Source organism: Microbacterium arabinogalactanolyticum (genome assembly GCF_030268005.1).
Lineage (GTDB): Bacteria > Actinomycetota > Actinomycetes > Actinomycetales > Microbacteriaceae > Microbacterium > Microbacterium arabinogalactanolyticum.
The window spans coordinates 1,285,788-1,312,389 of record NZ_BRZC01000004.1; the positions used below are offsets into that span (position 1 = coordinate 1,285,788).

Here is a 26,602-nt window from a genome sequence, read left to right on the forward strand (position 1 = left end):
TAGCCACGCCCCACGCAGGACGATATGTGCGTTCTGCACGAGAATCTCTTCTGGATGTGCGGCTTGCACTGTTTGACCGTAACGGGTTCGGCGCGAAAGAGCATCCGATTTGCTCGGCGCGGCGTCGAGCGGTGCGTCCGTGCTCAGCGCTGCGTGCTGTCGTCGCCGACGGGCATGAGGACGTTCATCCGGAATCCCTCACCGGTGTGCTCGGCGTACACGTCTCCGCCGTGCGCGCGGGCCAGACCGCGGGCGATCGCGAGTCCCAGCCCCGCCCCGGATGCGACGGGGTCGTCGGCGGTCGTGGGGCGGGCGGCGTCCTCACGCCAGCCGACCTCGAACATGCGATCCAGATCCGATGTCGCGACGCCCGAACCGTGGTCCAGGATGCCGAGCACGAGGCGCTGCTCGTCCAGCTCCGTCGCCGTGACGAGGATCTCGCTGTCGCGGGGTGCGTGCCGGACCGCATTGGTGAGCAGATTCACCACCACCCTGCCCAGCTGATGCGGGTCGGCCCACAGCACGTGGCCGCCCACGCCCCGCTCCGCGATCGTGACGCCGCGCTGCTCGGCCGCCAGCCGTACATCCGCGACCGCGTCCGAGACGACATCGAGCAGCTCCACCTGCTGCGTGCGCAGCCGGACCGCGCCCGAGGTGAGCTTCGAGAGCTCGAACAGGTCGTCGACCATCCGGCTCATCGTGTCGATCTGCGCACGCACCTCGCCCGCGTAGCGCTCCGGGTGAGCAGAAGCGCCGTCTTCGATGGCCTCGGACAGCGCGCGCACGGCGGTGAGAGGTGTGCGCAGATCGTGCGAGATCCACGCGAAGAACCGGCGGCGGGCGGAGTCCAGCTGCTCCAGCTCCTGCCGCGCGGCGTGCAGCCGCTCCGAGACGTCGGCGAGCTCCGCGGAGAGATCGTCGAACTCGCGGAGCCCGTGCGGCTCGGCCGTGACCACGTCGCCCTCGCCCACCCGGCGCACGGCCTCGCTGATCCGGACCAGGCGGGCGCGCGTCAGCCGCGCGACGAGCCAGGCCGCGAGCAGGCTGAACAGCAACGACGTGCCGATCACCCACACCAGCACGCTGAGGTCATGCGGCGAGATGTACATCTCGACCGAGATGAGCAGCACCGCGGCCGCCATCGACACCGCGGCGACGGAGGCGAGCACGAGCATCTGCACGAGCATCGAACCGCCCCGCGCCCACCGCAGCAGGATCAGGGCGATGGCGGCGACCACGACCGTGCACGCCAGGCCCGTGCCGGCGATCAGCAGCACGTCGACGACGCCGAGCGGGATCATCTCGGGCATCAGAGGTCCGTCTCCTTCGCCGAGAACCGGTAGCCCGCGCCCCACACCGTGTGCAGGTACCGGGGTTCGCGCGGATCCTCCTCGATCTTCTCCCGCAGCCGCCGCACGTGCACGGTGACCGTGGAGGGCTCGCCGAAGCTCCAGCCCCAGACCTCGCGCAGGATCTCATCCCGTGAGATCGCGCGATCCGGGTTGCGGACGAGGTGGACCAGCAGCTCGTACTCGCGCCCGGTCAGAGCGACCTCGGTGCCCCGCACGCGGGCCTTCCGCCTCGCGGCATCGATCTCGAAGTCGCCCGCGGTGAACGCCGGCGGTGCCGGAGCCCGCATCGACCTGCGCAGCAGTGCATCCACGCGCAGCTCGAGCTCCCGCAGTGCGAAGGGCTTCGCGAGGTAGTCGTCGGCGCCGGCCTCGAACCCCTCGATCCGCTGCTCCACCTCTCCGAGGGCGGTCAGCATGATGATCGGCACATCGCTGCCCTCGCGGATCGCACGGCACAGCTCGTCGCCGCTGATGCCGGGCAGCATCCGGTCGACGATCACGAGGTCTGGCATCTCGGCACCGATCGCCTCGCGCGCCGCGACCCCGTCGGCGAATGCGTCGAGGCGGTAGCCGCGAGCGCGCAGGTAGTCGCCGACCGCGCCACGGACCACCGGATCGTCCTCGACGACCACGACTCGGCTGCTGTCCATGCGCTCGACACTAACCGTGCGGGAGCGGGGCGGCGGCAGGTTCTTACGATTCTGAAAGCTCCCGCCCCCGGCATCCGCGGTCTCCCTACCGTCGAAGTCGGGCCGACGCGACACCTCGTCGGCAGAACCAGGAGACATCATGCGCAAGAACACCTTCACCGCCGCGATCCCCGTCGCCGTGATCGCCCTCGGCCTGACGCTCGCCGGCTGCAGCTCGACGCCGGGTTCCGACATGCCGAGCAAGACCCCGATGAGTCAGGGCGGCGACTCCGGCTCGACGCCCATGGCCGATCCCATGACGGGCTCCTTCGAGGGGCTGAACGGCAAGACCGTCTCCGGCATGGCGAGCGTCGAGGACGGCGAGCTCACGCTCTCCGGCTTCTCATCGGATGAGGGCCCGGACCTGCACGTCTACCTCACGAGCGGCACCGACGAGGCAGCCGTCGGAGCGGGCAAGGAGATCGACGCGGTCGCCTTCGACAAGCAGTCGCAGACCTTCATGCTCGCGGGGATCGACACGTCCATGTACTCGTACGTCGTGATCCACTGCGACAAGGCCAAGGCGGTGTTCGGCGCCGCGAAGCTCTCATGAACGCTGTGCCGGCCGTGACCGCGCCGCTGCTCGGCGGCGCGGTCAGGGTGGCCGTCGGCGTGCTGTGGGTTCTCGAGGGGCTGGAGAAGTACCGGGCGGGTTTCGGCGCGGCCGACATTCTGCTGGTGGCGGACGGCACCGCTTCGAATCCCCGCACACCCTGGTGGTTCACCCCCGTGCGCGCCACGATGCAGGCGCTCCCGGACGCCTTCGGCCTCGCCATCCCGGCACTCGAGGTGCTGCTCGGACTGGCCCTGATCGCCGGTGTGCTCACCCGGCTGGTCGCCCTCGGCTCCATCGCCACGCTGGCGCTCTACTGGGGGTCGGACCAGCTCATCGCGCAGTATCCGGTGATGATGCTGCTCAGCGCGGCCGTGCTCGCCGTCCCGGACTCGGGCAGGTACGGCGCAGCGTGGGTCATCGCGCGCTTCCGGTTACAGATGCACGGCCCGGGAACACCTGCACGATGAAAAGCCGCAATCGATCGTGCATCCGTTCCCGGGTCGTGCAAGCGTTCCCGACCCGCCGGCTCAGTGCAGGGCGTTCGCCGCAACGAAGGCGCGCAGTGCCTGCTCGTCGTCAGCCATCTCGGTGACGTGCTGCGGGGCGGCCAGCATCCGCTGCAGCTCGGCAGAGAACTCCAGCTCGACGCCGATCGCCTCGGTGATGGTCTCGGCGAACTTCTGGGGCTTGGCCGTCTCGAGCACCAGCATCGGCACGTCCGTCTCGAGGAACTCGCGGGCCACCTTGACGCCGTCGGCCGTGTGCGGGTCGATGATCTCGCCGGATGCCTCGTGCACCGAACGGATCGTGGCGAGCCGGTCGGCGTGCGTGGAGGTGCCGCTGACGACGCCGAACTCGGCTTCGAATCGCGGCTGCTCGGCCGAGAGGTCGACGAACCCCTGCTCGTCGATCGAGCGGAAGAAGTCGGCGACGCGCGAAGGGTCCTGTCCGACCAGCTCGAAGATGAAGCGCTCCAGGTTGGACGCCTTGGAGATGTCCATCGAAGGGCTCGAGGTGGCGTGGGTGTCGGCGGCCGACCGCGGCCGGTACACGCCGGTGCGGAAGAACTCGTCGAGCACGTTGTTCTCGTTGGCGGCGAGCACGAGCCTGCGGATCGGCACACCCATGCCCTTGGCGAAGAACCCCGAGAGGATGTTGCCGAAGTTGCCCGACGGCACCGTGAAGGAGACCTCGAACCCTGATCGGAACTCCGGCTCCACGGCATCCGTGACCCGCAGCCAGGCCCAGAAGTAGTAGACGACCTGCGCGGCGATGCGGCCCAGGTTGATCGAGTTGACCGCGCCGAGGTGCTGCGCGCGCTTGAACTCGAGGTCGCCCGCGAGCTTCTTGACCAGGTTCTGGCAGTCGTCGAACACGCCCTCGACGGCGATGTTGTGCACGTTCGCGTCGTCGAGGGAGTACATCTGCGCACGCTGGAACGAGCTCATCCTGCCCTGCGGAGAGAGCATGAACACGGAGACCCTGTCCTTGCCGCGCAGCGCGTGCTCGGCGGCGGAACCGGTGTCGCCCGAGGTGGCGCCGACGATGTTCAGCACCTGGTCCTTGCGCTCCAGCACGTAGTCCAGCGCCTGGCCGAGGAACTGCATGGCCATGTCCTTGAACGCCAGCGTCGGCCCCTCGGAGAGCCCGACCAGCGTGATGCCGTCGCCGATCGAGCGCAGCGGCACGACCGCGTCGGGGAAGTCGACGTAGGCGTCGGCCGTCATGCGCGCGAGGTCCTCGCGCGGGATGTCGGTGGCGAACAGGCCGAGCACCTCCGCGGCCAGTTGCGGGTAGGTGAGGGCGCGCCAGCGCTCCAGCGTCTCGGCGTCGACCTGCGGCAGCTGCTCGGGAACGGCCAGGCCGCCGTCGGGCGCGAGACCCTCGAGCAGCGTCTCACTGAACGGCTGCGGCGTCATGCCGCCGCGGGTGGAGATGTACCGCAAGAGGACTCCTCGGGTCGATCGCTCGGTCCTCCATTGTCGCAGGACGGGCGATGAACCGGAGACGGATGACGGATGTCACACTTCCCGCTCGGCATCCGACATACAGGTGAAGGCAATCGGACGCCACGGAAGGAACATCATGACCAGGATCGACATGGCACGCACGAACAAGCTCGGCTACGCCGCGGTGCTCGGGATGGAGGCGTACGCCAGCAAGTCGGTGGAGAGGCGGCTGTACGAGCTGATCAAGCTGCGGGCATCGATCCTGAACGGCTGCGGGTTCTGCGTCGACATGCACGCGACCGACGGCGCCAAGCGCGGCATCCCGCAGCGCACCCTGCACGCCGTCGGCGCCTGGCAGCACGCGAAGAACCTGTTCGAGCCGAAGGAGCTCGCCGCGCTCGCGCTGACGGATGCGATCACCAAGCTCGGTCCGGACACCGTGACCGATGAGATCTGGAACGCCGCCGCCGAGCACTTCGACGAGGGCGAACTGGGAGCCATCGTGATGGCGATCGCGACGATCAACGTGTGGAACCGCATCGCGATCGCCACCGAGATGCAGCCGCCGGTCGACGACAGGCATCCGATCGTCTGACGGAATCGTAGCCTGATTCCATGACCACCGTCGCGACACCTGCCGCGCGCGCCTGGGAGGCGGAGCGCGGCAGGCTGATCGGCATCGCCTACCGGATGCTGGGTGACTTCGGCCATGCCGAGGACGTCGTCTCGGAGGTCGCGATCGACGCCCTGCGGACGGAGCAGGCGGATGCCGGCGGTGTGCGCTCCTGGCCGGCATGGCTCACGACCACCTGCGTGCGCCGCTCCATCGACCGGGTCAGATCACTGGCTGCCGTGCGCGAGGACTACACCGGCCACTGGTTGCCGGAGCCCGTGGAGACCTCTCGCCTGCCGGAGGATGCGGTCGCCGATCGAGAGATGCTCTCGCTCGCCCTGCTCCATCTGGCCGAGCAGCTCACCCCCGATGCGCGCGCGGCCGTGGTGCTGCACCGCGCCTACGGGATGCCGGCCACCGAGATCGCCGAGATCCTCGAGAAGTCGCCGGCGGCTGTGCGGCAGCTGATCTCGCGCGGTGAGCGCCGGCTGCGGCTCGACGAGGATGCGTCACCGCCGCGTGCCACCGACCCCCAGGCGCTGTCCGCCCTGGTCGATGCCGTGCAGGGCGGGGATCTCGACGCTCTGCTCGGCCTGCTCACCGACGAGACGATCCTCTGGACCGATGGCGGGGGCGTCGTCTCCGCGACCCGCAACCCGATCTTCGGCGCCGAGAAGATCGCGCGCTTCTACCTCGGCGTGCAGGCGAAGGCGGCGGTGTTCGATCCGGTCCATCCGTTCACCCTCGAGCCGATCGACGTCAACGGCGAGCCGGCGTTCGCACTCACGCACTCCGGGCGCACCGATGTGCTCTCGCTCGAGTTCGATGAGCAGGGCCGCATCCGCGGCATCCGACAGGTCTGCAATCCGCACAAGTTGACGCGGGCCCTGGCGCAGGTCGCCTGAGGCACCTCAGTCCAGCAGGTGCCGCAGGTAGCGCTCGGGTCCGCTGAGGAACGAGCGCCAGTGCCGGACGAGCTCGAGGTCGTCCCAGGCGACCGGCCGCAGGCCCCATTCGCCGACCTCCAGGATCTGCGCGCCTGGCAACGCCGCGAGCACCGGCGAGTGCGTCGCGCACAGCACCTGCCCGCCGTCGTCGGCGATGCGCTGCAGCACCGAGATCAGGGTGAGCGTCGACCCGAACGACAGGGCCGCCTCGGGCTCATCGAGGCAGTAGAAGCCGGGCTCGTCGAACCGGGTGCCGAGGATCTCGAGGAACGACTCGCCGTGACTCATCTCGTGGAACTGCGAGTCGTACGGCGACGGGTTCTCCTCCAGGTACGTGTAGAACGAGTGCATCGTCTCGGCGCGCAGGAAGAAGCCCCATCGGCTGGCGCCGACGCCGCGCTGGATGCGCAGCCAGTCCGACAGCGGCGACTCGGTCGGCCGGGTGCTGTGCCTGGCTCCGCGCGATCCGCCCTCCGGCGACAGCCCGTAGGCCACCGCGACGCCCTCGACGATGGTCGACTTGCCGCTGCCGTTCTCGCCGACGAGGAACGTGACGCCGGGTGCGAGCCGGATCCCCTCGCGCAGCAGCTGCGCCACCGCGGGGATGCTCGTCGGCCACTGCGCGGACGGCGGCGGCGCGTCGTCGTTCGGCTCCACGGCGACGATCGGATGCTGCCGCCTGCGGGAGCTGCCCCTCCCGTACGCCCCGTTCTCCCAGTACGCCGTCATCCGCAGCCTCAGAACAGCGCTGTCGGCAGCGCGCCCTCGTGCTCGAGGAGCCACCGCTTGGTGAGCAGTCCCTCGCCGTCCCGTCCGCCCGAGTACCCGCCCAGGCCGTCGCTGGCGACGACCCGATGGCAGGGCACGATGAGCGGGATGGGGTTGGCGCCCATGATCGCGCCGATGCCGCGCGCCGGCACGTCGGTGCCGCTGCGGGCGGCGAGCTCGCCGTAGGTGACCGTCTCGCCGTGTCCGACCGTCTCGTGCAGCGCCATCAGCACCGCACGGGTGGCGTCGGTCTGTCGCCCGAGATCGACGGGCAGGTCGAATGCCTGAAGCTCTCCCGCGAAGTACGCCGTCAGCTGCGCGAGCGCCCGGTGCACGAGCGCGTCGGGCTCACCGGCATCCGCTCCGGCCCCACCACGCGGCCAGGTCACCCGGGTGATCGCCGCGCCGTCGCTCTCGACGGCCACGACGCCCACCGGCGTCTCGATCGCCCCACGGAAGGTCATGCACCGAACCTACCCGCCGGCACGGACATGCCGCCGGCTGATCAGCGCACGACGGCGTACAGCACCCCGACTCCCGCGATGAGCGCGAGGATGAGCAGGAGCAGCCACATGGGTGCGCCTCCCAGCTCCCGCAGGATCCATGGCGTCGAGTAGGCAACGCCCCGCCCGTCGCGGTGTCTGTTCCGTCGCCCGGCCGAACCCCGCTGCCGGTTCGATGCGCGCCCCCTGTTGTTCCCCATGCTGAGCAGTATCGCTCCGTCCCCGGGCGGCCCGAGACCAAAGGAGAGGATGCGGCGCATTCTGACACGGACATGGCGCATTTTCGCGCCGGGGCGCGGCGCCGTATGCGCTACAGCAGATAGTGCAGCAGCAGCTCTTCCCCGGAGCGGAGCACCGACGCCAGGCGGGCGCTGCGCGGCGCGACCGGGCCGCGCGCGATCCGTCCGGCATCACCGGAGTCGACCGTCGGCGCGAGCGTGAGGTGCAGCGCGTCCACGGCTCCGGCCGCGAGCAGCTCGCCGAACAGGTGCGGGCCGCCCTCGGAGTGGATGCGGTGCAGCCCGCGTGCCGCGAGGTCCTCGCGCACGCGGACGAGATCGGCATCCGTCTCCCCCACGGTCACGACATCGGCGACGACGGACAGGGCGTCACGCCGATCGTCGGGAGCGGATGCCACGGTGTAGACGATCGGACGCACCGGAGCGTCTGCGAACAGCGAGGATGCCGGGTCCAGGGACAGGCTGCGGCTGATGGTGGCGAGCACCGGATGCGGTGGCATCCCGGCATCCGTGCGCCACGCGATCGACGCATCGTCGACCCGCAGACCGCCGTACCCCTCGTCGCGCAGCGTGCCCGCCCCGACCAGCACGACGTCGGCCGCCCGGCGCAGCAGGGCGAACAGGCGGTGATCCGCGTCGTCGCCCAGTCCGCCGGAGAGTCCGTGCCGGGTCGCCGCGCCGTCGATGCTGGAGATGAAGTTGACCCGCAGCCAGGTGCGGTCAGACGGGAACGCAGTGAGCGCGAGCACAGCCGTGTCGTCGAGTCCGGACTCCGGGTCCGGCCAGATGCGATCGATGGAGGGCGAGTCAGACATTGTGCGTGGGGTGGGTGTTGTGCTCGAGCCGTACGGGCTGACGCCAGCCCAGGATGGCCTCGGTCATGCGCACGGCGTCGACGGTCTGCGGGATGTCGTGCATGCGCACGATCCGAGCGCCCTTCAGGATGCACGCGCTCATGGCCGCCAGTGACCCTGGCAGCCGCTCGCCCTGCGGGCGGTCGGTCGACTCGCCGATGAAGTCCTTGTTCGAGACCGCGACCAGCAGCGGCGCGTCGATCGAGGCGATCTCATCCAGCCGGCGCGTGATCTCCAGGGTGTGCAGCGTGTTCTTGTCGAGATCGTGCCCCGGATCGATGATCAGTCTCTCGTGCGGGACGCCCGCGGCCTCGGCCCGCGCCATCCGCTCGACCAGGAACGAGCGCACCTCGCCGACCACGTCGTCGTAGTGCGCGGCGGGCTTCTCGGCGCGCGGCGGGCCGACGCTGTGCGTGATCACGACATGCGCCTGGCTGCGTGCGATAACGTCGGCCATGCGCGGGTCGGCCAGGCCGCTGGTGTCGTTGATCACCGCGGCGCCGGCATCGATCGCCGCAGCGGCCACCTCGGCGTTGTTGGTGTCCACCGAGATCACCAGCTCCGGCCGGGCGGCCGTGATCGCGGCGACCACCGGAACCACCCGGTCGATCTCCTCGGCGGTCGTCACCATCGGCCCGCGTCCGAACGGCACGCCGCCGATGTCGACCCAGTCCGCACCCTGGTCGCCGGCGCGCAGCGCGCTGGCCACGGCCTGGTCCAGCGCGAAGGTCGCACCCTTGTCGTAGAACGAGTCGGGAGTCCGGTTGATGACGGCCATCACGGCCACCTGACGGGAGAAGTCGAAGTCGCGGATGCCGATGCGGCGCAGCATCCGGTCGCCGGCCGTGCCGGCTTCCGCTCCGACGGCGGATGCTGCGCTGGCTGCCGTCATCGCGCCGTGCCGATGCTGTCCCGGACCGCGTCGGAGGAGTTCCAGTCGTTGGCGTGCATGGCCGCGCGGACCGTGCCGTCCTTGACCCAGTAGGCGCGGAACGCGCCGCCGTTCGCGACGTCGGTGTCGCCCTCGATGTCGACACGGTCGTACCCCTCGGGGCCGACGCTGCCGAAGTACTCCATGCCCAGATCGTACTGATCCGTGAAGAAGTAGGGCAGGTGAGCGTACTGCTCGGAGGCTCCGGCCAGGTTGTGCGCGGCGACCTTGCCCTGCTCGATCGCGGTGTCCCAGTGCTCCACGCGGATGCGTCGCCCGAGCACCGGATGCTGCTGCGAGGCGATGTCACCGATGGCGTAGATGTCCGGGTCGGAGGTGCGCAGCGTCTCGTCGACCAGCACGCCGTGATCGACGTCGAGGCCCGCCTGCTCGGCGAGCTCGGTGTTGGGGACGGCTCCGATGCCGACCACGACGAGGTCGGCCGCCGCCATGGCGGCCTCATCCACGGGAGTGCTCAGGCGCAGATCCACGCCGTGAGCGCGGTGCAGGTCGGCGAACAGCTGCGCGACCTCCGGGCCGAGGACGGCGACCAGCGGCAGGTCGGCGACCTCGTAGATCGTCACCTCGGCACCCTTCTGGCGTGCGGCGGACGCCACCTCCAGGCCGATCCAGCCGGCGCCGACGATGAGCACCCTCGCACCGGGCTTGAGGGCCTCGAGCAGGCGGGCGTTGTCCTCGACGGTGCGCAGGTAGACCGGATCCGAGACCTTGTCGGCCGCGGGGAAGTGCCGGGGCGAGGCGCCGGTGGCGAGCAGCAGCTTCTCATAGGACTGCTCTGTGCTCTCGCCGCCCGCGACTGGTTCGGCGCGCAGCGTGTGCGCGGCCGGGTCGATCGAGACGACCTTCACGCCGCGCTTGAGCTGCACGTCGTTGTCGGCGTACCAGTCGCTGTCGTGCACCTGGGCCTCTTCGACCCGCTTGCTGCCCAGCAGCACCTCCTTCGACAGCGGCGGGCGCTCATAGGGCAGGTGATCCTCGGCGGAGTAGATCACGACGTCGCCGTCGTAGCCCTTCTCACGCAGTTCCGTTGCTGCGGTGGCGGCCGCGAGGCCTCCGCCGACGATCGCGATGGTCATCTTTCTTTCCTTCCCGATGATGCTGATCTGTTGCGGATGCGGGCGCTCAGTGCGCGCGGTCCGCGGCGAGGGCGAGGAACTCGGAGCGGGAGCGCGGGTCGTCCCGCAGCAGGCCCCGCAGGGCCGAGGTCGACGTCTTCGACCCCGTGGCGCGGGCGCCGCGCAGGGTCATGCACGTGTGCGTCGCCTCGACGACCACGCCGATGCCACGCGGCTGAAGCCGTGCGGCCAGGGCGTCGGCGATCTGCACGGTCAGCCGCTCCTGCGTCTGCGGGCGACGCGCGTAGTGATCGACCATCCGCGGGATCTTCGAGAGCCCGACCACGCGATCGGCGGGAAGGTAGGCGACGTGCGCGACGCCGGTGAACGGCAGCAGGTGGTGCTCGCAGATCGAGCGCACCGGGATGTCGCGGATCAGCACGAGTTCGTCGTACCCCTCGGAGTTCGCGAAGGTGGTGAAGTCGAAGGGCTCCGGCTGCAGCAGTTCGGCGTAGGCCTCGGCGAAGCGGCGGGGTGTGCGTGCCAGATCCAGGGCATCCGCCGCATCCGGGTCGATGCCGAGCGCCTTCAGGAACAGGCGGCCGGCCTCCTCTGCGGCATCCAGGTCCACGGGCCTCGGCGCGGCCTCGATCCGGACCCGCTGCGGTGCATCCGTCCGCAGCTCCAGCGCATCATCGTCCTGCATCGCCGTCATCGTCATGGCCGACCTCCTGTGCCTCTCCTCTCCATCAGACACCCGATCGACTTCTAAATGCAAGTCTTATATTTTTTAGAACAGAGGTCAGGGCTCCCCGACCAGCTCGATCCGCCTCTCCATCTCGGCGAGCTCCGAGCGCATCCGCGCGATCGAGGCCGGGGTGAACCGCCGCACCTGGAGCGAGAGCACCACCTCGGCGTCGATCGGGTTGATGTCGAACTCCTCGCACAGCGCACGGTTGAGTGCGGCGTCATCGCCCTCGACCGATGCGCACACCTCGAGGACCCTGGACGCCTGTTCGGCGGCCATCAGCGTGATGCCGAGCAGCCACCGGCGCCCCTGCAGGTTCTGCTTCTCCGTCATGACGCCGACCCTAGCCGGAGAGGCGCGCGGCATCCAGAGCTGCGGCCACACGGCATCCATGTCCGGATGGCCCTGGCGATGCACGCACCGGCGGCATCGATCTGGTGTGACGCGACGACTGCGGCTTAGTGTGTTCCCCATGACGGCGAGGCGGGCGGCGGCATCCATTGCACTCACGATCGCGGCGGTGGCCGCCCTGACGGGATGCTCGGACCCGCAACCCACCGCGGACGACTACCTCGCCACCCACGTCGAGTTCTGGACCATCGCCGCGCAGGTCGCCCAGGAGGACACTGGCCAGGCTCCTCGTGACGACATGGAGAGCGCCCTGAAGGCCCAGTGGGACGATCCTGACACCCGCGCCCACTTGACGGCCATCTACGACGGCGTCTGCGAAGACCTGAAGGACGGCGGCAAGCCCGACTTCATCCTCGACCTCGTCAGCGAGCTGCGGAAGAACGTCAGCGCGGAGGCCGCGAGGACGGGCACCATGAAGCAGGTCGACGCGGTCGTGAAGCACCTGTGCCCCGGTCAGGCCGGCGCAGCCGATGCGATCCGCGACACGGTACTGAAGAGCTGAAAGACATCGCTCGCGCAGCACGGCGGTACGCTGACAGTCGCCGCCGTGCACCTGCACCGCGGCTCCCCCGAGCGGATGCCGATACCGAGCACGTAGAACGGATGCCAGGATGACCGCGGAAGTCAGCCCCCGAGTCGAGGCGACCCGACGGGCAGGCCGCGCGCGCGTGATCACGCTCGCCCGCATCAAGCTGCCGACGTGGAACGGAGCCCTCTCCGAACTGACCGCCGAGCTGCGCGAGGACGCCGGGCTCAGCGAAGGCGCGTTCCGCACGCTGTTCCCCACCGACCGCGACCTGCTGCGGGCCGTGGACGACGAACTGCTCGAGGAGATCGCGCAACGGGTGCGCACCGCGGCGGAGAGCTTCGACCCCGCCCGGTACACGGATGCGGAACTGCCGCTCGCCCTCTCGGTCGCACTCGCCGACGCCCGACCGCTGGACTGGAGCTCGCTGAACATCCGCCTCCGGGTGCGGCTGCTCGCGGCATCGACCGGGGCGCACAGCGAGGAGGTGCTCGCATCGGAGCGCGCGTTCCTCCCGACCATGCTCGAGGCGTTCGAGCTGCTGCTCTCGCGCATCCATCACCGGTTCACGTGGTCGCCGGCGCTCGGCGTGCGCGTCGTGATCCTCACCTACGAGCGCTCGTTCGAGTCGTGGATCATGTCGGGTCGCAACGAGCAGTCATTCGCGGAGTCGTCCTACATCAAGCACACGCTGCCCGAGCTGCTCCTGGGCATGAGCGCGCCTGCGCAGCAGGACTGAACGCCGCGGTCAGAGCGCCGGACGGAAGATCTTCATCGGACGGATGCTGATGTCCTGCCACACCCCGCCGAGGATGTACGGCTCGGCGTCGTACCAGGCGCGGAATGCCGCCTCGTCGGCGAAGGCGACGTGCATGGACGAGCCGATCATCCGCCCGTCGTCGTCGAGAATCGCGCCTCCGCTGAGCAGCTCACCGCGCTCGGCGAGCTGCTGCGCCCCGGCGAGGTGCTCGGCACGCACGGCGAGACGACGCTCGGGGGCGTCGGCGTCGGCGCCGTCGAGCGCGGTGATGAGGTATTCGACTGCTTCACTCATGGGATCAGCGTAGGGCCGCGGCGACGGTCAGGGCGCGACGCGCACACGCACAAGGAAGTCGTCGACGTTGGGCAGGTGCTCGCGCACGCTGCGCTCCGCGGCATCCGCGACATCCGCGGCATCCGGATGCCCGGACTCGACCCGCACCACGGCGTCCCCCTGCAGTCGGTGGCCCACCCAGCGCAGACGGAGGCGCTCGACGTCGATCAGGCCGTCGACGTGCTCCAGCGCATGCTGCGCGCGGTCGACGAGCTCGGGCTCGACGCCGTCGAGCAGACGCCGGCCGACGCTGCGGACGGTGCCGACCAGCAGCACGAAGATCGCCACGGAGATGATCAGGCCGACGATCGGGTCGGCCAAGGGGAAGCCGAGCAGCACGCCGATCCCGCCGATCACGACGGCCAGCGAGGTGAAGCCGTCGGTGCGGGCATGCACGCCGTCGGCGACGAGCGCCGCCGATCCGATGCGACGGCCGACGCGGACGCGGTAGACCGCGACGGCTTCGTTGCCGAGGAATCCGATGACCCCGGCGGCGATCACCCAGCCCAGGTTCGCCAGCGGCTGCGGGTGGATGATGCGCTCGATCGACTGCCAGGCCGCGACGATCGCAGACAGCGCCACCACGAACACGATGAACAGGCCGGCGAGGTCCTCGGCACGACCGAACCCGAAGGTGTAGCGGCGGGACGCCGCGCGACGGCCCAGCACGAAGGCGATCCAGAGCGGCACCGCTGTGAGCGCATCGGAGAAGTTGTGGATCGTGTCGGCGAGCAGCGCGACCGACCCGCTGAAGGCGACGACGGCGCCCTGCAGCACCGTGGTGATCAGCAGCAGGATCAGACTGACCTTCAGCGCGCGGATGCCCGCGGCGTTCGCCTCCATGGCATCGTCGATCGAGTCGGCCGCGTCGTGGGTGTGCGGCACGAATAGGCCGTAGAGGAAGCCCTTGAAGCCGGTCGGATGCTCGTGGTGGTCGCCGTGCGAGTGACCGTGGGCATGATCATGATCATGATCATGACCGTGGTCGTGAGATTCGTGGGCGTGGTCATGCTCGTGGTGCACGTGCTGCGCGGTCATTCGCCCGCTCGATCCTGGTGGTGGTGACGCGGGGTGCCGCCGAGCGTGTGCTCGGCCTGGAAGATCGCGGATGCCACGAGCTCGGACGCGTGCTCGTTCTCGAGCCGGTAGAACACCCGCTGTCCGTCCTGTCGGGTGGCGACGATGCGCGCCAGGCGCAGTTTGGCGAGGTGCTGCGACACGGCCGCCGGCGACTTGTCCACGATGTCGGCGATGTGGTTGACCGAGAGCTCCTCGGCGTCCTGCAGCGCGAGGATGATCCGCACGCGCGTGGCGTCGGCCAGCATCCCGAACACCTCGACGGCGAGCTCGACGAAGGAGCTGTCCGGCGTGTATCCGCATTTCCGCTTATCTGCACTCATACGCAGATACTAAGACAATTCGTCTGCGTTCGTTCACCAGAAGTCTCTTGTCCTCGCCCCCCGGCGGTGGTTGCATCGAGGTTCATGACAGATGAAATGCATCGCCACCCCCACTCCGCCTCCCCCGAACCCCGCTGGTGCTCCTGTGCCGTCCCCTCGGACGTCGAGGAGCAGCGCCGCTCCGGGCTGAGCCGTCGTGGATTCCTCACCGGCGTCACCGCGGCCAGCGCGCTCGCGGCGGCCGGATGGGTGGCCCGTCCGGAACAGGCATCCGCTGCGCAGGGCGGTGTCGGCAAGTCCCTCACGATCACGATCATGGGCACGTCCGACCTCCACTCGCACGCGGTCAACTGGGACTACTACAAAGACGCCGCGTACGCAGACAGCAAGGGGAACGCGGTCGGACTCGCCCGCGTCTCGAGCGTGGTGAAGCAGATCCGCGCCGACCGCGGTCGCGACCGCACGCTGCTGTTCGACGCGGGCGACACCATCCAGGGCACCCCGCTGGGCTTCTACTACGCGACGGTCGAGCCCATCACGAAGACCGGCGCCGTGCATCCGATGGCAGCGCAGATGAACGCGCTCGGCTACGACGCCGTCGCCCTCGGCAACCACGAGTTCAATTACGGTCTCGAGTTCCTGGACACGTGGATCACGCAGATGGATGCCCCTGTGCTCGGCGCCAACGCGGTGCGCGCCGGCACGAACGTCCCCGCTTTCACGCCGTACACGATCAAGACTCTCCACCCGAAGGGCGCGAAGCCCGTGCGCGTCGGCGTGCTTGGGCTCACCAATCCCGGCGTCGTGATCTGGGACAAGGCGAACGTCAGCGGCAAGGTCGAGGTGCTCGACATCGTCGCGACCGCGGCCCGCTGGGTGCCGATCATCCGCGCACAGGGCGTGGACGTCGTCGTCGTCAGCGTGCACTCCGGTGACAGCGGCACCTCGTCGTACGGGGACGCACTGCCCAACGAGAACGCCGCCGCTCTCCTGGCCGCGCAGGTGCCGGGGATCGACGCGATCCTGTTCGGGCACGCGCACAAGGACATCCCGCAGCGGTTCGTGACCGGACCGGACGGAAGGCAGGTCGTGCTCAGCGAGCCGATGTGCTGGGGCCAGCGCCTGAGCGTGTTCGATCTGGAGCTGCAGCAGGTGAAGGGCCGGTGGCAGGTGGTCTCGCGGAAGGCGACCAACCTGAACACGAACACCGTCGAGGACGATCCGGCGATGGTCGCCCTGATCAAGGCGCAGCACGACGCCGTGGTCGCCTACGTCAACAAGCCCGTCGCCACGTCGACCGAGGAGCTGTCCGCCGCGGAGTCGTGCTGGAAGGACACCGCGATCCTCGACTACGTCAACAAGGTGCAGGTCGAGACCGTCACCGCGGCGATCCAGGGCACACCCGAGGCCGCACTCCCGGTCATCTCGATCGCGGCGCCGTTCAACCGCGAGGCGACCTTCCCCGCGGGCGAGGTGACGATCCGGGATGTCGCGGGTCTGTACATCTACGACAACACCCTGATGGCCTCGGTGCTGACCGGCGCGCAGATCAAGGACTATCTGGAGTACTCCGCGAAGTACTTCCAGCAGGTCGCGCCGGATGCGCCCGTCGAGCCCGCGAGCTGGACGAACGCGCTGAACACGCCGGACTACAACTACGACCAGTTCTCCAGTGTGACCTACGACGTCGACATCTCCCAGCCGCAGGGGTCGCGGATCGTGAACCTGTCCTGGGACGGCGCACCGATCGCGGCGGATGCGAAGTTCGTCGTCGCGATCAACAACTACCGTCAGTCCGGTGGCGGTGGCTTCCCGCACGTCACCACCGCGCCGGTGGTCTACAACGCGCAGGTCGCGATCCGCGAGGCCATCGTGCAGTACGCCTCGAATGCCGGCATCATCGACCCGAAGGACTTCCACGTCGTGAACTGGAAGCTCGTCCGTGGCGGGGTGCCGGTCTTCAGCTGATCGGTCGGCCGCCACAACTCCGGAGATCCGGAGGTGAAACGCCCTCGCGGAGCCCTGAACAGGTTCAGCGAGGGCGTTTCTCCGGAGTTGTGCCGGTACCGCAGCCCTCGTCGGTCAGCCGGCGACAGGCGGTGCGTGGGTGACCGAAGGATCCAGCCCGCGGCGCACCACCTCAGCCTTCGCGCGGTCGAGGCCGCCGTGCTCGAGACCCGCCAGCACAGAGCGTCCCGCCCAGACGACACGTCCCCTGCGGCGCACAGTCACCTCGAGCGCGCCGGCGAGGTGTTCGAGCGCGCCCGCCGCGTTGCGCTCCTGCGAGGGCAGCGGCACCGGCAGAACGTGGGATGCCGCGCGCGGCGCCGTGCCGGCGACCTCGATCGTCCACCCGAAGCCCCGTCCGTGCAGCATCCATCGTTCTTCGTCGACGACCGCACGCACCGGACTGACACCCGGATTACCGAGCCGGATGACGTGCCCTCCCGGCAGGCGCACGACCAGACCGGTCACCTCCGTGCGGATCGGTCCCGAGTGCACCTGCCCGCCCGCGAACGCCACGCAGGCATCGCGCTCATCGAACCCCTGAGCCTGACCCCACCACCAGGAATCGGGAAACCCTTCCCGGCCCCAGTTCTTCTCGGCGTAGACCTGGGCGTCGTGCAACTCCCACGTCTCATCTCCGATGGTCGCGATGCCGTTCACGCGCCCGCCGAGCAGCCACGGATGCCAGTACTGGTTCAGCGCGGGCACGGTCTGGAACATGCTCGACCCGCCGAACGCGCGATGCGGCCAGGGCAGCGGGTCTTCGATCGTCACGTCCAGTTGCGCATCCGAGCCGAGGTCCACGCGCAGCCGCCGATCGTCGCCGTGGAAGGCATCACCGGCGTGCGCTCCGATGCCGGCGGGGTCAGCGGATGCCGTGGGGTGCGCGTCCACGCGCAGGAATCCGCCCGGGTGAGCCGCGAGGCCGAGCGTCGCCCAGGGCCCGTGCGGACCGCGGTTCACGCCGTTCAGCGCGATGATGACCCGCCCCGTCACCCGCTCGGTGATGCGCCAGAAGTAGCCCTCCATCGCGACGCCGGGATGCGCGGGCAGCGGACTCTGGAACGGCAGATCCGCCCCGGTCGATCGATACCAGGCAAGCAGGCCCATGAGCGTTGTCTAGCACGGAGGGTTTCGGAGGGGAAGATCGGCCAGACGTGCGACCGGTGTCGCGTGGTCAGCCAACGACCTCGGCACAGACGCCAGAAGCGATCGATTTCGGCAGGGTCAGTCGGGCGGTAGGGCTAAGCCCATCCGTTCTCGTACACACGCAGCCTGACGGCCGCGGCTTCGAGCAGCGGTACGCGAACGCCTCGGTGTTGCGCGCGCTGCACTAGCGCTCCCAGGATCGGTTCGACTTCTGTGGGGCGGCCTGCAGAGAAGTCGCGGTACATCGATGTGGCGAAGCGTGAGTGAGGTTGAGTGAGTATTGTCGTGACCCTCTCGAGTGCGGCTGGGCGCGGAGGGAACCCTTCAGCGCGCTGCACGCTTGCGATTTCGTTGATGACTTGTTGCGTCACGGAGGTACCACCAGAAGCGGCGACCACGACACCGACGACGCCTCCCAGCAGGACGGTGGCCGCGCCGCCGGCTGCCATGAAGAGCCACTTCTCCCACATGTCCTGCACGATGTGATCGGATGCTGTGGCGTCGATGCCCGCGCGGGTGCCGAGGTCGGCGATTTCGGTCACGCGTGCTGAGAGTCGTCCGTTGAGCTCTCCGATGCTGAGCGCGACCCCGGGTGCGAGTTGCTGGATGTCCCCGTTCTCGCGGAGCTCGGTCCCGATGACGGCCACACCGCCGAGTACCATCTCGCTGCCGAAGCGTCGAGTCAGGGTGTTGATGTGGTCGATGCCGTTGACTATCGGAAGGATAGCCGTGCGGGCGGTGATCGCAGGAGCCACGTCATCGAGGGCGGGCTCGAGGGTGGTTGCCTTCGTCGCGAGGAGAACGAGATCCCAGCCTGAGTGGAGCTGATTCGCCGCGACCGTGGTGGCCGCAATGGCGGTGCGGACTCCATTCGCGTCGATGACCACTAACCCGTTTTTCTCGAGTGACGCTGCTCGGCCTTGTCGGACGAGGAAGGTGACATCGGCAGCCGCCTGGATGAGCCGGGCGCCGAGGTAGCCTCCGACCGCTCCTGCCCCAACGATGAGGATTCGCATGCTGCTTCCCGTCACTGGGCCGGGATTCGCTGGGTGTCAGCGCCTTGGCGAGTTGCCCTGTGAGCGATCAGGCGCGGGCCTTGAGAGATGATGACGACTCCGAGGATGACGACGACGCCGCCCAGGAGCTCGAGCGGGATGGGCAATTCGCCGAGCCAGACCCACGCGATGAGAACAGCGACCGGCGGCACGAGATAGAGCAAGGAAGTGGAAACGGCGACAGACATCCGCGCGACAGCGTACGCCCAGAGCACGAAACCTGCCGCAGAGGGAAGCAGGCCGAGGTAGATCGCTGAGAGCCACGGGGCGAGCCCCGCGCCGAGCAGCCCGTCCAGGTCGAACGGGACGAGAGGCAGCGTCATCACCGTTCCCGCGATCATCGCGTAGCAGGCGACCTCGATGCTGCTGTATCTCTTCAGCAGTGGACTCTGAAGCGGATGGTAGATGCCTTGCACTACCATCGCGGCTACCACGATCCAGACGGCCGCCGACAGAGAGACACCCGCGCGAGCGAGGCAGACGAACGCCACACCCGCAAGCGCGATGATGCTGCCGACAACTGTGGTGCGTGAGATGCGCTCCGAGAAGAGAACTCGCGCGACGACGACCGATACCAACGGCGCGGCGGCGACGATGATGCTAGCCGTCCCCGCAGGTACATAGATCTCGCCCCAATTGAGAAGCAACTGATACGCCGCCATGCCAAAGAACCCGCAGGCAGCGATCCAACCCAGATCCCGCGCTCTCGGCAACCGCGCTTTCACGATCACTGCGACGACCAGCAAAGCCAACGCCGCCACGAGCAAGCGCGCAAAAGACAACCCGATGACACCCATCGCGGGCGCGGCGACTCTGATGGCAGGGAAAGCTGACGCCCACAGCAGGACTACCGACAGTCCGGCACTCAAAGCTCTGTTGACTCTCATGACACAAGAGTGACAAGATGAACATCTCAGCACAATTGATGGGTTATTAACTTATTCGTAAGTTCTGTTTACTCCTAGGGAAGTCATGATTGACGTCCGCAAGCTCCGTCTCTTGGTTGCCCTTCAGCGCCTCGGAACCCTCGCGGCCGTGGCCGAAGAGATGCACCTCAGCGCTCCTGGCGTCTCGATGCAGCTGGCCGCACTCGAGAAAGAGCTGGCGATTCGTCTCACACAGCGGCAAGGACGACGGCTCGTTCTGACCGCGGCAGGTGTCACGCTCGCAGATCACGGGCGGGACGTCCTCGATCGACTGTCTCTCGCCGAACTCGAGCTGCAGTCCCTGCGCGCCGGCACGGTGGGGCGTTACACGCTAGCCGCGTTCCCCTCCGCGTCTCGCACCATCGTTGCGGATGCCTTTCGTGAGATCCTGAGCGATGCCGGACCCGCGCTGGACGTGCACCTAACCGTCGCGGAGCCGGATCGCGCGATCAACACGCTCATGACCGGCGACGCCGACCTCGCGATCATTCACTCATACTCCAACGTCCCCCGCGATCTCCCCGACAGCCTCTGGTCACGCTCAATCGGCAGTGAGCCGGTATGGCTGGCAGCACCGACTGCCCGACCCTCAGCCGACAAGACCGTGCGGCTGGACGACTTTTCGTCGATGCCGTGGATCGCTCCGACGACCGATGTGACCTGCTACACGATGATGGAACGTGCCTGCGGCCTCGCAGGGTTCCGACCTGACATCGTCGCAGAGTCAATGGACTTCGCGGTGCAGCTCGAACTCGTCGCCGCAGGAGTCGGCGTCGCGCTTGTGCCCGCTCTGACTGTCACCGAGATCCCTGACGGAGTGGAGCTGCTCGACCTGACGATGCCGGTGACTCGAAGCCTTCATCTCGCCATGCGCACACCTGACCAGGCGGACCCCGGGATCGCCAATCTCTGCGACACTCTCGCGCGCACCGCGACCCGAAGACTTTCCATCACTCCGACAGCCTGAGCTGTTGATCCATCCCGGCCGGCGCCGATGGCTGTGCCACTGGTGGCCTTCCGACACTCTTCGTGAGAATCCGACGCCTCTCGTGAGACCGGACAGCGATCTCCGCGTAGACTTCCGTGACCAAACCGTTGCATTCGTTACCTCGCCGTTATACACTCATCGCACGGTGAATGTTTGCTGTGGCATGAACCGCATGTGATTGCAGGACACTCTTGGTGCAAGGGACAAGGGCCGGCCGGAAGCCTCTCCGACCGGCCCTTACTTGTGCGGCGAGCACGACGTCGGCGCGCCACACTACGCTGATGACATGACTGACCGCCAGCTCGCCCTGCAGGCCTGGGAGAGCCTGTTCCGGGCACAGCACGAGCTCTTCGGCGAGATGACCGAGGACTTCGACGGCGCACCGATCACCCAGGCCGAATACGACGTCCTGCTCACCGTGGTGCGCTCCTGCGAGATGACCGCACGCCTGCGCGACATCACCGCGAACTCGCTGATCAGCCAGCCCAGCGTCTCGCGGCTGATCGACCGGATGGTCTCACGCGAACTGGTCACCAAGGCATCCGATCCGGAAGACGGCCGCGGCGCGGTCGTGACGGCGACGGATGCCGGCGCACGCGCCTTCCGCGCCCTCGCCGCCTCGCACGGGCGATCCATCGCCGAGCGGATGGCGAAGCTCGACGACGACGAGCTCCGCACTCTGCTCGCCCTGACCGAGAAGCTGCGCGGCCGGTAGTTCTCCCCATCGGCACCGCACCCGGACTTCTGGCAGGGTGGAGCTGAAACACGCTTTCTGAGGGGAAAGGGCACTTCTATGGAGATCGCCGGAATCATCGGCATCCTGGTCATCGTCGGCGTTGCCGTCGTGGCCGTGATCGTCATCGGACTCATCATGCTGCTGTTCGCACGCAGCTGGATCAAGGTCGCACGCGCGGACGAGGCGCTGGTGATCTCGGGGCGCAAGCAGAAGGTGCAGCGCGCCGTTCTCAACGCCGACGGCAGCACCAGCTCCGAGCTGGCGGAGTCCCCCGTCACGGTCATCGTCAACGGCAAGTCCCTGGTCAACCCGATCACGCAGCGCCACGAGATCATCTCGCTGCGCTCCCGTCAGGTGCTGCTGAACGCCGAGGCCCAGTCGCTGGACAGCGTGACCCTCAATGTCGACGGCGTCGCGATCGTGAAGATCGGCTCCGACCCCCTCTACGTGCGCCGCGCCGCTGAGCGCTTCGCCTCGCAGGACAAGGCCATCGAGCAGTTCACCACCGAGCAGCTCGAGGGCGCCCTGCGCGGCATCGTCGCCACCCTGTCCGTCGTGGAGCTGATGCGCGAGCGCAAGAAGTTCTCCGACCAGATCGCCGCGGACGTCTCCAGCGAGCTGGCAGACCAGGGTCTGATCCTCGACTCCTTCCAGATCAAGGGCATCACCGACAAGGTCGGCTACATCCAGTCGCTGGGTGCTCCCGAGATCCAGGCGAAGCGCCAGGCGGCGGAGATCTCGCAGACCAACGCCGACCGCGCGATCAACCAGAAGAACATCGCCAACCAGGAAGCGAACCTGATCGAGCAGACCGCGCTCGACACCAACACCGCCAACGCCAACGCCGGCATCGGACGCGCCCGCGCCGAGGCCGAGCAGGCCGAGCAGCTCGCTCGCGCCCAGGCCGAGCAGGCCGTCCTCCAGCAGCAGGCCGAGAACAAGCAGGCCCAGCTGGATGCCGACGTCAAGCGCGTCGCGGATGCCCAGCGGTACGAGGCCGAGACCCGCGCGCAGGCCGACCTGTTCACCCGCGAGAAGTCGGCCGAGGCCGCCGCGATCGAGCAGGTCAAGCAGGCCGAGGCCCGCACCCGCATCGCCGAGCAGCAGGCGCAGGCCGACAAGGCACGCGCCGCCGGTGAAGCCGCCGCCGCCCAGGCCAAGGCGACCGGTGAGGCCAACGCGCTGCGCGCCCAGGCCGAAGCCGAGGCAGAGGCCCGCCGCCTGCGCGCCAACGCCGAGGCCGACGCCATCCGCGCCGAGGGTGAGGCCCGCGCGGCCGCCGTCGAGGCCGAGGCCAAGGCCATCGCGTCGAACCAGGAGGCGTTCCTGTCGCAGCGCGTGCTCGAGGTGCTGCCGTCGATCATGGCGGAGTTCGCCAAGGGGTACGCCGCGATCGGCAACGTCTCCATCATCGGCGGGTCCGGCGAGGACGGCGCGTCCAGCGTGGTCGGCGGCGACAACGCCAAGGCCATGCGCGCCGTGTTCGACAGTGTCGGCGCCGCCACTGGCCTCGACCTCGCCGCCATCATCCAGGGTCAGGCCGTCGGCCGCGGCATCGGCGCGGGCGTCGCCCAGGCAGCGGATGCCGCCCCCGCAGCATCCGCGATCAAGACCGCTTCGGCCCCGAAGGCCGCCGCAGCGCCCAAGGCCGCCCCCGCGGCCGAGCCCGCCGCGGAGTGATCCGCTTCTGAGATGGGGCCGCCCTTCGGGGCGGCCCTTTTTCGTGCGCGCAGGCATCCGGCGCCCGGCTCCTTCGTCGTGCGTGTGAGTCTCACGTCGCGCGAACCTCCCTCGCCGCCCCTGCTGAGCTACCTCGCCCCTGTTCATTCACGTAGATGAGCAGGGGCGACGTAGCTGGGCAGGGGCGAGGACAACGGTGGGCCGGCCGGCGCGCGCCGAGCGCCGGAGTTCGCGGATTGCTGCGAAGACCGCTCCGTACACTCGAAGCATGACGATGCCGAACCAGCTCCCCTACGCCGTCTTCTCGGGAGCTCTCGTCGATCGCGCGACCGGAGGCTGGAATCCTGCGCAGGCGGTCGTCGGGCAGGGCCTGGTGACGCTGTGGGTCGCCACCCCCGCCGGCTGGGTGCAGCATTTCAGCGTGCCTGCGAGCGAGGTGGTCGTGAAGTCGGCCGCCCAGCGCATCACCCTGGTCGTGCGCGGCCAGAGCTACCCGATCCTCGCGGACCCGGCGGCGGTCGACCGGGCCGTCAGGCTCAACGTCACCGGCATCACGGGCAACATCACCGGCTCCCCCATCCTCGAGACGGCGAGCACCGCGGGACGGCTCGCGAACCAGGCGTCCGCCGCGCAGGCGTTCAGCGCCGGCGGCGGCTCGCAGTTCCTCGCGGCCTCGCGCGCGTCCGGAGCCCGCGTCTCACGCCTGGGCTACCCCGCGATCATGGCCATCGGCTGCGGCACTGCCCTGATCATCGCTGTGGTCACGCTCGTCGTCGCCGCTGTGATCATCAACATGTAGCGCGGAGGCGCAGCGCGGCAGGAAGCCGCCCCGCACGGCAGACTGGGTGCATGCCCGCCTTCGATCTCGCCGCGATCGGCGCGGGGCTGTCGTTCACGGATGCCCTGCCGGCGCTGTCCGCAGCGCTCGACACCAGCGCCGCGGTCGTCGTGAGCGCCCCTCCCGGCACCGGCAAGACGACGCTGGTGCCGCCGCTGCTGGCCTCGCGCACCACGGGTCGTGTGATCGTCACGCAGCCGCGTCGGGTCGCCGCCCGTGCCGCCGCGCGCCGGCTCGCGCAGCTGGACGGGTCCGTCCTCGGTGACCGCGTCGGCTTCACGGTCCGCGGCGAGCGCGCGGTCGGCCGCGACACACGCGTGGAGTTCGTCACGGCCGGAGTGCTGCTGCGGCGGATGCTGGATGATCCGGGGCTCGACGGGGTGGACGCCGTGATCATCGACGAAGTGCACGAGCGGGCGCTGGAGACCGACCTGCTGATCGGCCTGCTCGGTGAGGCGCGTGAGCTGCGCGAGGACCTCGTGCTGATCGCCATGTCGGCCACGCTCGACGCCGCGCGCATCGCCGCCGTTCTCGGTACGGATGCCGCCCCCGCCCCGGTCGTGGACCACGACGTGCCCGCGTTCCCCTTGACCGAGCGCTGGGCGCCGAGCCCCGCACCGCGCCTGGACGAGCGTGGGGTGACGTGGGCGTTCCTGGATCATGTCGCGCGGACCACGGCATCCGCTGCCCGCGACCTGACCCACGAGGACCCCACCGCCGACGTGCTCGTGTTCGCACCGGGTGCCCGTGAGGTGTCCGAGATCGCCGGCCGCCTCCGCGATGCGGGCGGCGGCTTCGACGTGCGGGAACTGCACGGGCAGATCCGCGCGGCAGACCAGGATGCCGTGATCCGCGGCCGCGGCCCCGAGGATCCACCCCGGATCATCGTGACGACATCCCTCGCGGAGTCGTCGCTCACCGTGCCGGGCGTGCGCCTGGTCGTCGACAGCTGCCTGGCCCGGCATCCGGTGCGTGATGCGGCGCGCGGCATGAGCGGGCTGGTCACCTCGGCGGCATCGCGCTCGTCCTGCGTGCAGCGCGCGGGACGAGCCACCCGTCAAGGTCCGGGAACCGTGATCCGCTGCGTGGACGAGCGCAGCTACGCTGCCGCGCCCGCCCGCCCCGCGCCCGAGATCACCACCACCGATCTCGCCGACGCCGCACTTCTGCTGGCCTGCTGGGGTGCGCCCGGGGGCACCGGACTGCGGCTGATCGATCCGCTGCCCGCCGACAGCCTCGCCGACGCCGTCCGCGTGCTGCACGGACTCGGCGCGATCGACGCCGACGGACGCGCCACCGAGGAGGGACGGTCGCTTGCGCGCATCCCCACCGATCCGCGCCTCGCCCGCGCGCTGCGCGACGGCGGGCCGCTGGTCGGCGCGCGACTCGCCGCCGAGGTCGTCGCACTGCTGGGCGGGGACCTGCGCATCGCGGATGCCGATGCGGCGCACGCCCTCGTCTCCCTGCGCGGCGGACGCACCCCCGACGCCCGGCGCTGGAGCCGCGATGCAGACCGTCTCGAACGACTGGTGCCGGCGACGCCGGGCATCCGGGTCGACCTCGACGGCGTGGGCCTGGTCATCGCGCTGGCGTTCCCGGAGCGGATCGCCCGCCGCATGGATCGATCATCCGACGGGGCGACGTTCCTGCTGGCCTCGGGCACGCGCGCGGGAGTGCGCGGTCCGCTCGCGGATGCCGAGTGGCTCGCCGTCGCCGACGTCGCCCGCGCTTCCGGACGCGCGGCGGCCGGCTCCGGTGCGGTCGTGCGCGCCGCCGCCGTGCTCTCGGAGGCGCAGATGGAGCACGCCGCGAGCCATCTGATGACAGACCGGGTCGAGGCCGAGTTCGCGGGTTCCCGCGTGCAGGCCCGACGCGAACGCCGGGTCGGCGCGATCGTGCGGGCATCGGTGCCGGTGCGGGCATCGGCTGACGAGGGCAGGGACGCTGTGCGGCGCGCCCTGCGCCGCGAAGGGCTGGGGCTGTTCGCCTGGCGGGATGCCGCGGACGAGCTGCGGCGCCGCCTGGCACTGCTGCATCGGGAGCTGGGCGCGCCCTGGCCCGATGTATCGGATGCCGGCCTGCTCGCGGCCATCGACGCCTGGCTGGCGCCCGAGCTCGACGCCCTGGCGGGAGGGACGCCGGCGGATCGGCTGGACCTGGCCTCCGCGCTGCGACGCCTGCTGCCGTGGCCGGAGGCGGTGCGGTTCGACGAGCTGGCGCCGGAGCGCCTCGAGGTGCCGAGCGGCTCCCGCATCCGCGTCGCCTACCCACCGCTCGACGACCCGACGGCGCGGCCGGTGGTCGCGGTGAAGCTGCAGGAGTGCTTCGGCTGGGCCGAGACACCACGACTGGTCGACGGCCGCGTGCCGGTGCTGTTCCATCTGCTCTCCCCAGCCGGGCGGCAGCTGGCCGTCACCGACGATCTGGCCTCCTTCTGGTCGGGACCGTACGCGCAGGTGCGCGCCGAGATGCGCGGACGGTACCCCAAGCATCCGTGGCCCGAGGACCCCTGGGCGGCCGCCCCCACCCGGCACACGAAGAACCGCGCCGCGCGCGGCTGAGCCCTGC

28 protein-coding genes are annotated in these 26,602 nt (G+C 69.4%); 12 read left to right on the plus strand and 16 right to left on the minus strand.

Annotated features, from left to right (window positions below):
- Window positions 1-143: 143 nt before the first annotated feature.
- Together MIAR_RS10555 and MIAR_RS10560 are read right to left on the minus strand one after the other, a co-directional pair.
- Window positions 144-1,310 carry a sensor histidine kinase gene (locus tag MIAR_RS10555; protein ID WP_285635194.1) on the minus strand — a complete coding sequence of 389 codons (1,167 nt, stop codon included), beginning with the start codon at window positions 1,308-1,310 and terminating at the stop codon, window positions 144-146.
- On the minus strand, window positions 1,310-2,002 hold the full coding sequence (locus MIAR_RS10560) for a response regulator transcription factor (RefSeq protein WP_285635197.1): 693 nt from the start codon (window positions 2,000-2,002) through the stop codon (window positions 1,310-1,312). The genes MIAR_RS10555 and MIAR_RS10560 overlap by 1 nt, the downstream gene beginning before the upstream one ends.
- Window positions 2,003-2,141: 139 nt before the next feature.
- Here MIAR_RS10560 and MIAR_RS10565 point away from each other — a divergent pair, with 139 nt between their 5' ends.
- Together MIAR_RS10565 and MIAR_RS10570 are read left to right on the plus strand one after the other, a co-directional pair.
- The gene (locus MIAR_RS10565; RefSeq protein ID WP_285635200.1) at window positions 2,142-2,594 is read left to right on the plus strand and encodes a DM13 domain-containing protein; all 453 of its coding nucleotides are present in this window, start codon (window positions 2,142-2,144) and stop codon (window positions 2,592-2,594) included.
- Window positions 2,591-3,064 carry a DoxX family membrane protein gene (locus tag MIAR_RS10570; protein ID WP_285635203.1) on the plus strand — a complete coding sequence of 158 codons (474 nt, stop codon included), beginning with the start codon at window positions 2,591-2,593 and terminating at the stop codon, window positions 3,062-3,064. Before MIAR_RS10565 ends, MIAR_RS10570 begins: the two co-directional genes overlap by 4 nt.
- Window positions 3,065-3,124: 60 nt before the next feature.
- On the opposite strand, the gene thrC is transcribed toward MIAR_RS10570, so the two are convergent.
- The gene (gene thrC / locus MIAR_RS10575; protein WP_285635206.1) at window positions 3,125-4,543 is read right to left on the minus strand and encodes a threonine synthase; all 1,419 of its coding nucleotides are present in this window, start codon (window positions 4,541-4,543) and stop codon (window positions 3,125-3,127) included.
- A gap of 139 nt (window positions 4,544-4,682) precedes the next feature.
- Between thrC and MIAR_RS10580 the strand changes: the two genes are divergently transcribed.
- Complete coding sequence (locus MIAR_RS10580) at window positions 4,683-5,141, plus strand: carboxymuconolactone decarboxylase family protein (protein ID WP_285635209.1); 459 nt, start codon at window positions 4,683-4,685, stop codon at window positions 5,139-5,141.
- A 20-nt stretch (window positions 5,142-5,161) separates the two neighbouring features.
- Window positions 5,162-6,064, plus strand: coding sequence for a sigma-70 family RNA polymerase sigma factor (locus MIAR_RS10585; protein WP_285635212.1), 903 nt, complete (start codon window positions 5,162-5,164; stop codon window positions 6,062-6,064).
- Window positions 6,065-6,070: 6 nt separating this feature from the next.
- Here the strand turns inward: MIAR_RS10585 and MIAR_RS10590 are convergent, their stop codons facing one another.
- The 7 genes from MIAR_RS10590 to MIAR_RS10620 form a co-directional block, all read right to left on the minus strand.
- Window positions 6,071-6,835, minus strand: a complete 765-nt coding sequence (locus MIAR_RS10590) for an AAA family ATPase (RefSeq protein ID WP_285635214.1) — start codon at window positions 6,833-6,835, stop codon at window positions 6,071-6,073.
- 8 nt (window positions 6,836-6,843) lie between these two features.
- Window positions 6,844-7,338 (minus strand): methylated-DNA--[protein]-cysteine S-methyltransferase, encoded by a 495-nt coding sequence (locus tag MIAR_RS10595; protein WP_285635217.1) that lies wholly within the window; start codon window positions 7,336-7,338, stop codon window positions 6,844-6,846.
- A gap of 349 nt (window positions 7,339-7,687) precedes the next feature.
- Window positions 7,688-8,431, minus strand: a complete 744-nt coding sequence (locus MIAR_RS10600) for a pyrimidine reductase family protein (RefSeq protein WP_285635220.1) — start codon at window positions 8,429-8,431, stop codon at window positions 7,688-7,690.
- Window positions 8,424-9,302: a dihydropteroate synthase gene (gene folP, locus MIAR_RS10605; protein WP_285635753.1), complete on the minus strand. Its 879-nt coding sequence runs from the start codon at window positions 9,300-9,302 to the stop codon at window positions 8,424-8,426. The genes MIAR_RS10600 and folP overlap by 8 nt, the downstream gene beginning before the upstream one ends.
- Window positions 9,303-9,358: 56 nt before the next feature.
- Entirely contained in the window at window positions 9,359-10,498 is a 1,140-nt protein-coding gene (locus MIAR_RS10610; protein WP_285635223.1) for an NAD(P)/FAD-dependent oxidoreductase, read from the minus strand.
- A gap of 46 nt (window positions 10,499-10,544) precedes the next feature.
- Window positions 10,545-11,192, minus strand: coding sequence for a GTP cyclohydrolase I FolE (gene folE, locus MIAR_RS10615; RefSeq protein ID WP_344289127.1), 648 nt, complete (start codon window positions 11,190-11,192; stop codon window positions 10,545-10,547).
- 87 nt (window positions 11,193-11,279) lie between these two features.
- A complete protein-coding gene (locus tag MIAR_RS10620; protein ID WP_285635229.1) occupies window positions 11,280-11,558 on the minus strand; it encodes a hypothetical protein in 279 nt (92 codons plus the stop codon).
- A 139-nt stretch (window positions 11,559-11,697) separates the two neighbouring features.
- On the opposite strand from MIAR_RS10620, the gene MIAR_RS10625 reads away from it, so the two are divergent.
- Window positions 11,698-12,138 (plus strand): hypothetical protein, encoded by a 441-nt coding sequence (locus MIAR_RS10625; protein WP_285635232.1) that lies wholly within the window; start codon window positions 11,698-11,700, stop codon window positions 12,136-12,138.
- Window positions 12,139-12,247: 109 nt separating this feature from the next.
- A complete protein-coding gene (locus MIAR_RS10630; protein ID WP_285635236.1) occupies window positions 12,248-12,901 on the plus strand; it encodes a hypothetical protein in 654 nt (217 codons plus the stop codon).
- Window positions 12,902-12,910: 9 nt separating this feature from the next.
- Here MIAR_RS10630 and MIAR_RS10635 read toward each other — a convergent pair whose 3' ends face one another.
- The 3 genes from MIAR_RS10635 to MIAR_RS10645 are packed head-to-tail and all read right to left on the minus strand — an operon-like array spanning window position 12,911 to window position 14,655.
- Window positions 12,911-13,216, minus strand: coding sequence for a YciI family protein (locus tag MIAR_RS10635; RefSeq protein ID WP_285635239.1), 306 nt, complete (start codon window positions 13,214-13,216; stop codon window positions 12,911-12,913).
- Window positions 13,217-13,243: 27 nt separating this feature from the next.
- Window positions 13,244-14,293 (minus strand): cation diffusion facilitator family transporter, encoded by a 1,050-nt coding sequence (locus MIAR_RS10640; protein WP_285635241.1) that lies wholly within the window; start codon window positions 14,291-14,293, stop codon window positions 13,244-13,246.
- Window positions 14,290-14,655 (minus strand): ArsR/SmtB family transcription factor, encoded by a 366-nt coding sequence (locus MIAR_RS10645; RefSeq protein WP_285635244.1) that lies wholly within the window; start codon window positions 14,653-14,655, stop codon window positions 14,290-14,292. The genes MIAR_RS10640 and MIAR_RS10645 overlap by 4 nt, the downstream gene beginning before the upstream one ends.
- Before the next feature lie 96 nt (window positions 14,656-14,751).
- Between MIAR_RS10645 and MIAR_RS10650 the strand changes: the two genes are divergently transcribed.
- Window positions 14,752-16,623 carry a bifunctional metallophosphatase/5'-nucleotidase gene (locus MIAR_RS10650; RefSeq protein WP_285635247.1) on the plus strand — a complete coding sequence of 624 codons (1,872 nt, stop codon included), beginning with the start codon at window positions 14,752-14,754 and terminating at the stop codon, window positions 16,621-16,623.
- A 114-nt stretch (window positions 16,624-16,737) separates the two neighbouring features.
- Here the strand turns inward: MIAR_RS10650 and MIAR_RS10655 are convergent, their stop codons facing one another.
- The 3 genes from MIAR_RS10655 to MIAR_RS10665 form a co-directional block, all read right to left on the minus strand.
- Window positions 16,738-17,772, minus strand: coding sequence for a tocopherol cyclase family protein (locus MIAR_RS10655; protein ID WP_285635250.1), 1,035 nt, complete (start codon window positions 17,770-17,772; stop codon window positions 16,738-16,740).
- Window positions 17,773-17,906: 134 nt separating this feature from the next.
- On the minus strand, window positions 17,907-18,827 hold the full coding sequence (locus MIAR_RS10660; protein WP_285635253.1) for a 2-dehydropantoate 2-reductase: 921 nt from the start codon (window positions 18,825-18,827) through the stop codon (window positions 17,907-17,909).
- A gap of 11 nt (window positions 18,828-18,838) precedes the next feature.
- On the minus strand, window positions 18,839-19,753 hold the full coding sequence (locus MIAR_RS10665; protein WP_285635256.1) for a DMT family transporter: 915 nt from the start codon (window positions 19,751-19,753) through the stop codon (window positions 18,839-18,841).
- 85 nt (window positions 19,754-19,838) lie between these two features.
- Here MIAR_RS10665 and MIAR_RS10670 point away from each other — a divergent pair, with 85 nt between their 5' ends.
- From MIAR_RS10670 to hrpB, 5 genes are all read left to right on the plus strand, one after another.
- Complete coding sequence (locus MIAR_RS10670) at window positions 19,839-20,759, plus strand: LysR family transcriptional regulator (RefSeq protein WP_285635259.1); 921 nt, start codon at window positions 19,839-19,841, stop codon at window positions 20,757-20,759.
- Window positions 20,760-21,066: 307 nt separating this feature from the next.
- Entirely contained in the window at window positions 21,067-21,495 is a 429-nt protein-coding gene (locus MIAR_RS10675) for a MarR family winged helix-turn-helix transcriptional regulator (protein ID WP_285635262.1), read from the plus strand.
- Window positions 21,496-21,573: 78 nt separating this feature from the next.
- Window positions 21,574-23,196: an SPFH domain-containing protein gene (locus MIAR_RS10680; RefSeq protein ID WP_285635265.1), complete on the plus strand. Its 1,623-nt coding sequence runs from the start codon at window positions 21,574-21,576 to the stop codon at window positions 23,194-23,196.
- A gap of 268 nt (window positions 23,197-23,464) precedes the next feature.
- Window positions 23,465-23,995: a hypothetical protein gene (locus MIAR_RS10685; RefSeq protein WP_285635268.1), complete on the plus strand. Its 531-nt coding sequence runs from the start codon at window positions 23,465-23,467 to the stop codon at window positions 23,993-23,995.
- Window positions 23,996-24,045: 50 nt separating this feature from the next.
- Entirely contained in the window at window positions 24,046-26,595 is a 2,550-nt protein-coding gene (hrpB, locus tag MIAR_RS10690; protein WP_285635270.1) for an ATP-dependent helicase HrpB, read from the plus strand.
- The last annotated feature ends 7 nt before the right edge of the window (window positions 26,596-26,602 follow it).

Excerpts from the sequence above, each read along its gene's own strand:
- MIAR_RS10665 (WP_285635256.1), bottom strand. The coding sequence starts at position 19,753 with ATGAGAGTCAACAGAGCTTTGAGTGCCGGACTGTCGGTAGTCCTGCTG.
- MIAR_RS10645 (WP_285635244.1), bottom strand. The coding sequence starts at position 14,655 with ATGAGTGCAGATAAGCGGAAATGCGGATACACGCCGGACAGCTCCTTC.
- MIAR_RS10685 (WP_285635268.1), top strand. The coding sequence starts at position 23,465 with ATGACGATGCCGAACCAGCTCCCCTACGCCGTCTTCTCGGGAGCTCTC.
- MIAR_RS10600 (WP_285635220.1), bottom strand. The coding sequence starts at position 8,431 with ATGTCTGACTCGCCCTCCATCGATCGCATCTGGCCGGACCCGGAGTCC.
- hrpB (WP_285635270.1), top strand. The coding sequence starts at position 24,046 with ATGCCCGCCTTCGATCTCGCCGCGATCGGCGCGGGGCTGTCGTTCACG.
- folE (WP_344289127.1), bottom strand. The coding sequence starts at position 11,192 with ATGACGGCGATGCAGGACGATGATGCGCTGGAGCTGCGGACGGATGCA.
- MIAR_RS10590 (WP_285635214.1), bottom strand. The coding sequence starts at position 6,835 with ATGACGGCGTACTGGGAGAACGGGGCGTACGGGAGGGGCAGCTCCCGC.
- MIAR_RS10625 (WP_285635232.1), top strand. The coding sequence starts at position 11,698 with ATGACGGCGAGGCGGGCGGCGGCATCCATTGCACTCACGATCGCGGCG.
- MIAR_RS10595 (WP_285635217.1), bottom strand. The coding sequence starts at position 7,338 with ATGACCTTCCGTGGGGCGATCGAGACGCCGGTGGGCGTCGTGGCCGTC.
- MIAR_RS10650 (WP_285635247.1), top strand. The coding sequence starts at position 14,752 with ATGCATCGCCACCCCCACTCCGCCTCCCCCGAACCCCGCTGGTGCTCC.
- MIAR_RS10560 (WP_285635197.1), bottom strand. The coding sequence starts at position 2,002 with ATGGACAGCAGCCGAGTCGTGGTCGTCGAGGACGATCCGGTGGTCCGT.
- MIAR_RS10640 (WP_285635241.1), bottom strand. The coding sequence starts at position 14,293 with ATGACCGCGCAGCACGTGCACCACGAGCATGACCACGCCCACGAATCT.
- MIAR_RS10655 (WP_285635250.1), bottom strand. The coding sequence starts at position 17,772 with ATGGGCCTGCTTGCCTGGTATCGATCGACCGGGGCGGATCTGCCGTTC.
- MIAR_RS10635 (WP_285635239.1), bottom strand. The coding sequence starts at position 13,216 with ATGAGTGAAGCAGTCGAATACCTCATCACCGCGCTCGACGGCGCCGAC.
- MIAR_RS10555 (WP_285635194.1), bottom strand. The coding sequence starts at position 1,310 with ATGCCCGAGATGATCCCGCTCGGCGTCGTCGACGTGCTGCTGATCGCC.
- MIAR_RS10585 (WP_285635212.1), top strand. The coding sequence starts at position 5,162 with ATGACCACCGTCGCGACACCTGCCGCGCGCGCCTGGGAGGCGGAGCGC.
- MIAR_RS10670 (WP_285635259.1), top strand. The coding sequence starts at position 19,839 with ATGATTGACGTCCGCAAGCTCCGTCTCTTGGTTGCCCTTCAGCGCCTC.
- MIAR_RS10675 (WP_285635262.1), top strand. The coding sequence starts at position 21,067 with ATGACTGACCGCCAGCTCGCCCTGCAGGCCTGGGAGAGCCTGTTCCGG.
- MIAR_RS10630 (WP_285635236.1), top strand. The coding sequence starts at position 12,248 with ATGACCGCGGAAGTCAGCCCCCGAGTCGAGGCGACCCGACGGGCAGGC.
- MIAR_RS10620 (WP_285635229.1), bottom strand. The coding sequence starts at position 11,558 with ATGACGGAGAAGCAGAACCTGCAGGGGCGCCGGTGGCTGCTCGGCATC.
- MIAR_RS10570 (WP_285635203.1), top strand. The coding sequence starts at position 2,591 with ATGAACGCTGTGCCGGCCGTGACCGCGCCGCTGCTCGGCGGCGCGGTC.
- MIAR_RS10580 (WP_285635209.1), top strand. The coding sequence starts at position 4,683 with ATGACCAGGATCGACATGGCACGCACGAACAAGCTCGGCTACGCCGCG.
- MIAR_RS10680 (WP_285635265.1), top strand. The coding sequence starts at position 21,574 with ATGGAGATCGCCGGAATCATCGGCATCCTGGTCATCGTCGGCGTTGCC.
- MIAR_RS10660 (WP_285635253.1), bottom strand. The coding sequence starts at position 18,827 with ATGCGAATCCTCATCGTTGGGGCAGGAGCGGTCGGAGGCTACCTCGGC.
- MIAR_RS10565 (WP_285635200.1), top strand. The coding sequence starts at position 2,142 with ATGCGCAAGAACACCTTCACCGCCGCGATCCCCGTCGCCGTGATCGCC.
- MIAR_RS10610 (WP_285635223.1), bottom strand. The coding sequence starts at position 10,498 with ATGACCATCGCGATCGTCGGCGGAGGCCTCGCGGCCGCCACCGCAGCA.
- folP (WP_285635753.1), bottom strand. The coding sequence starts at position 9,302 with ATGCTGCGCCGCATCGGCATCCGCGACTTCGACTTCTCCCGTCAGGTG.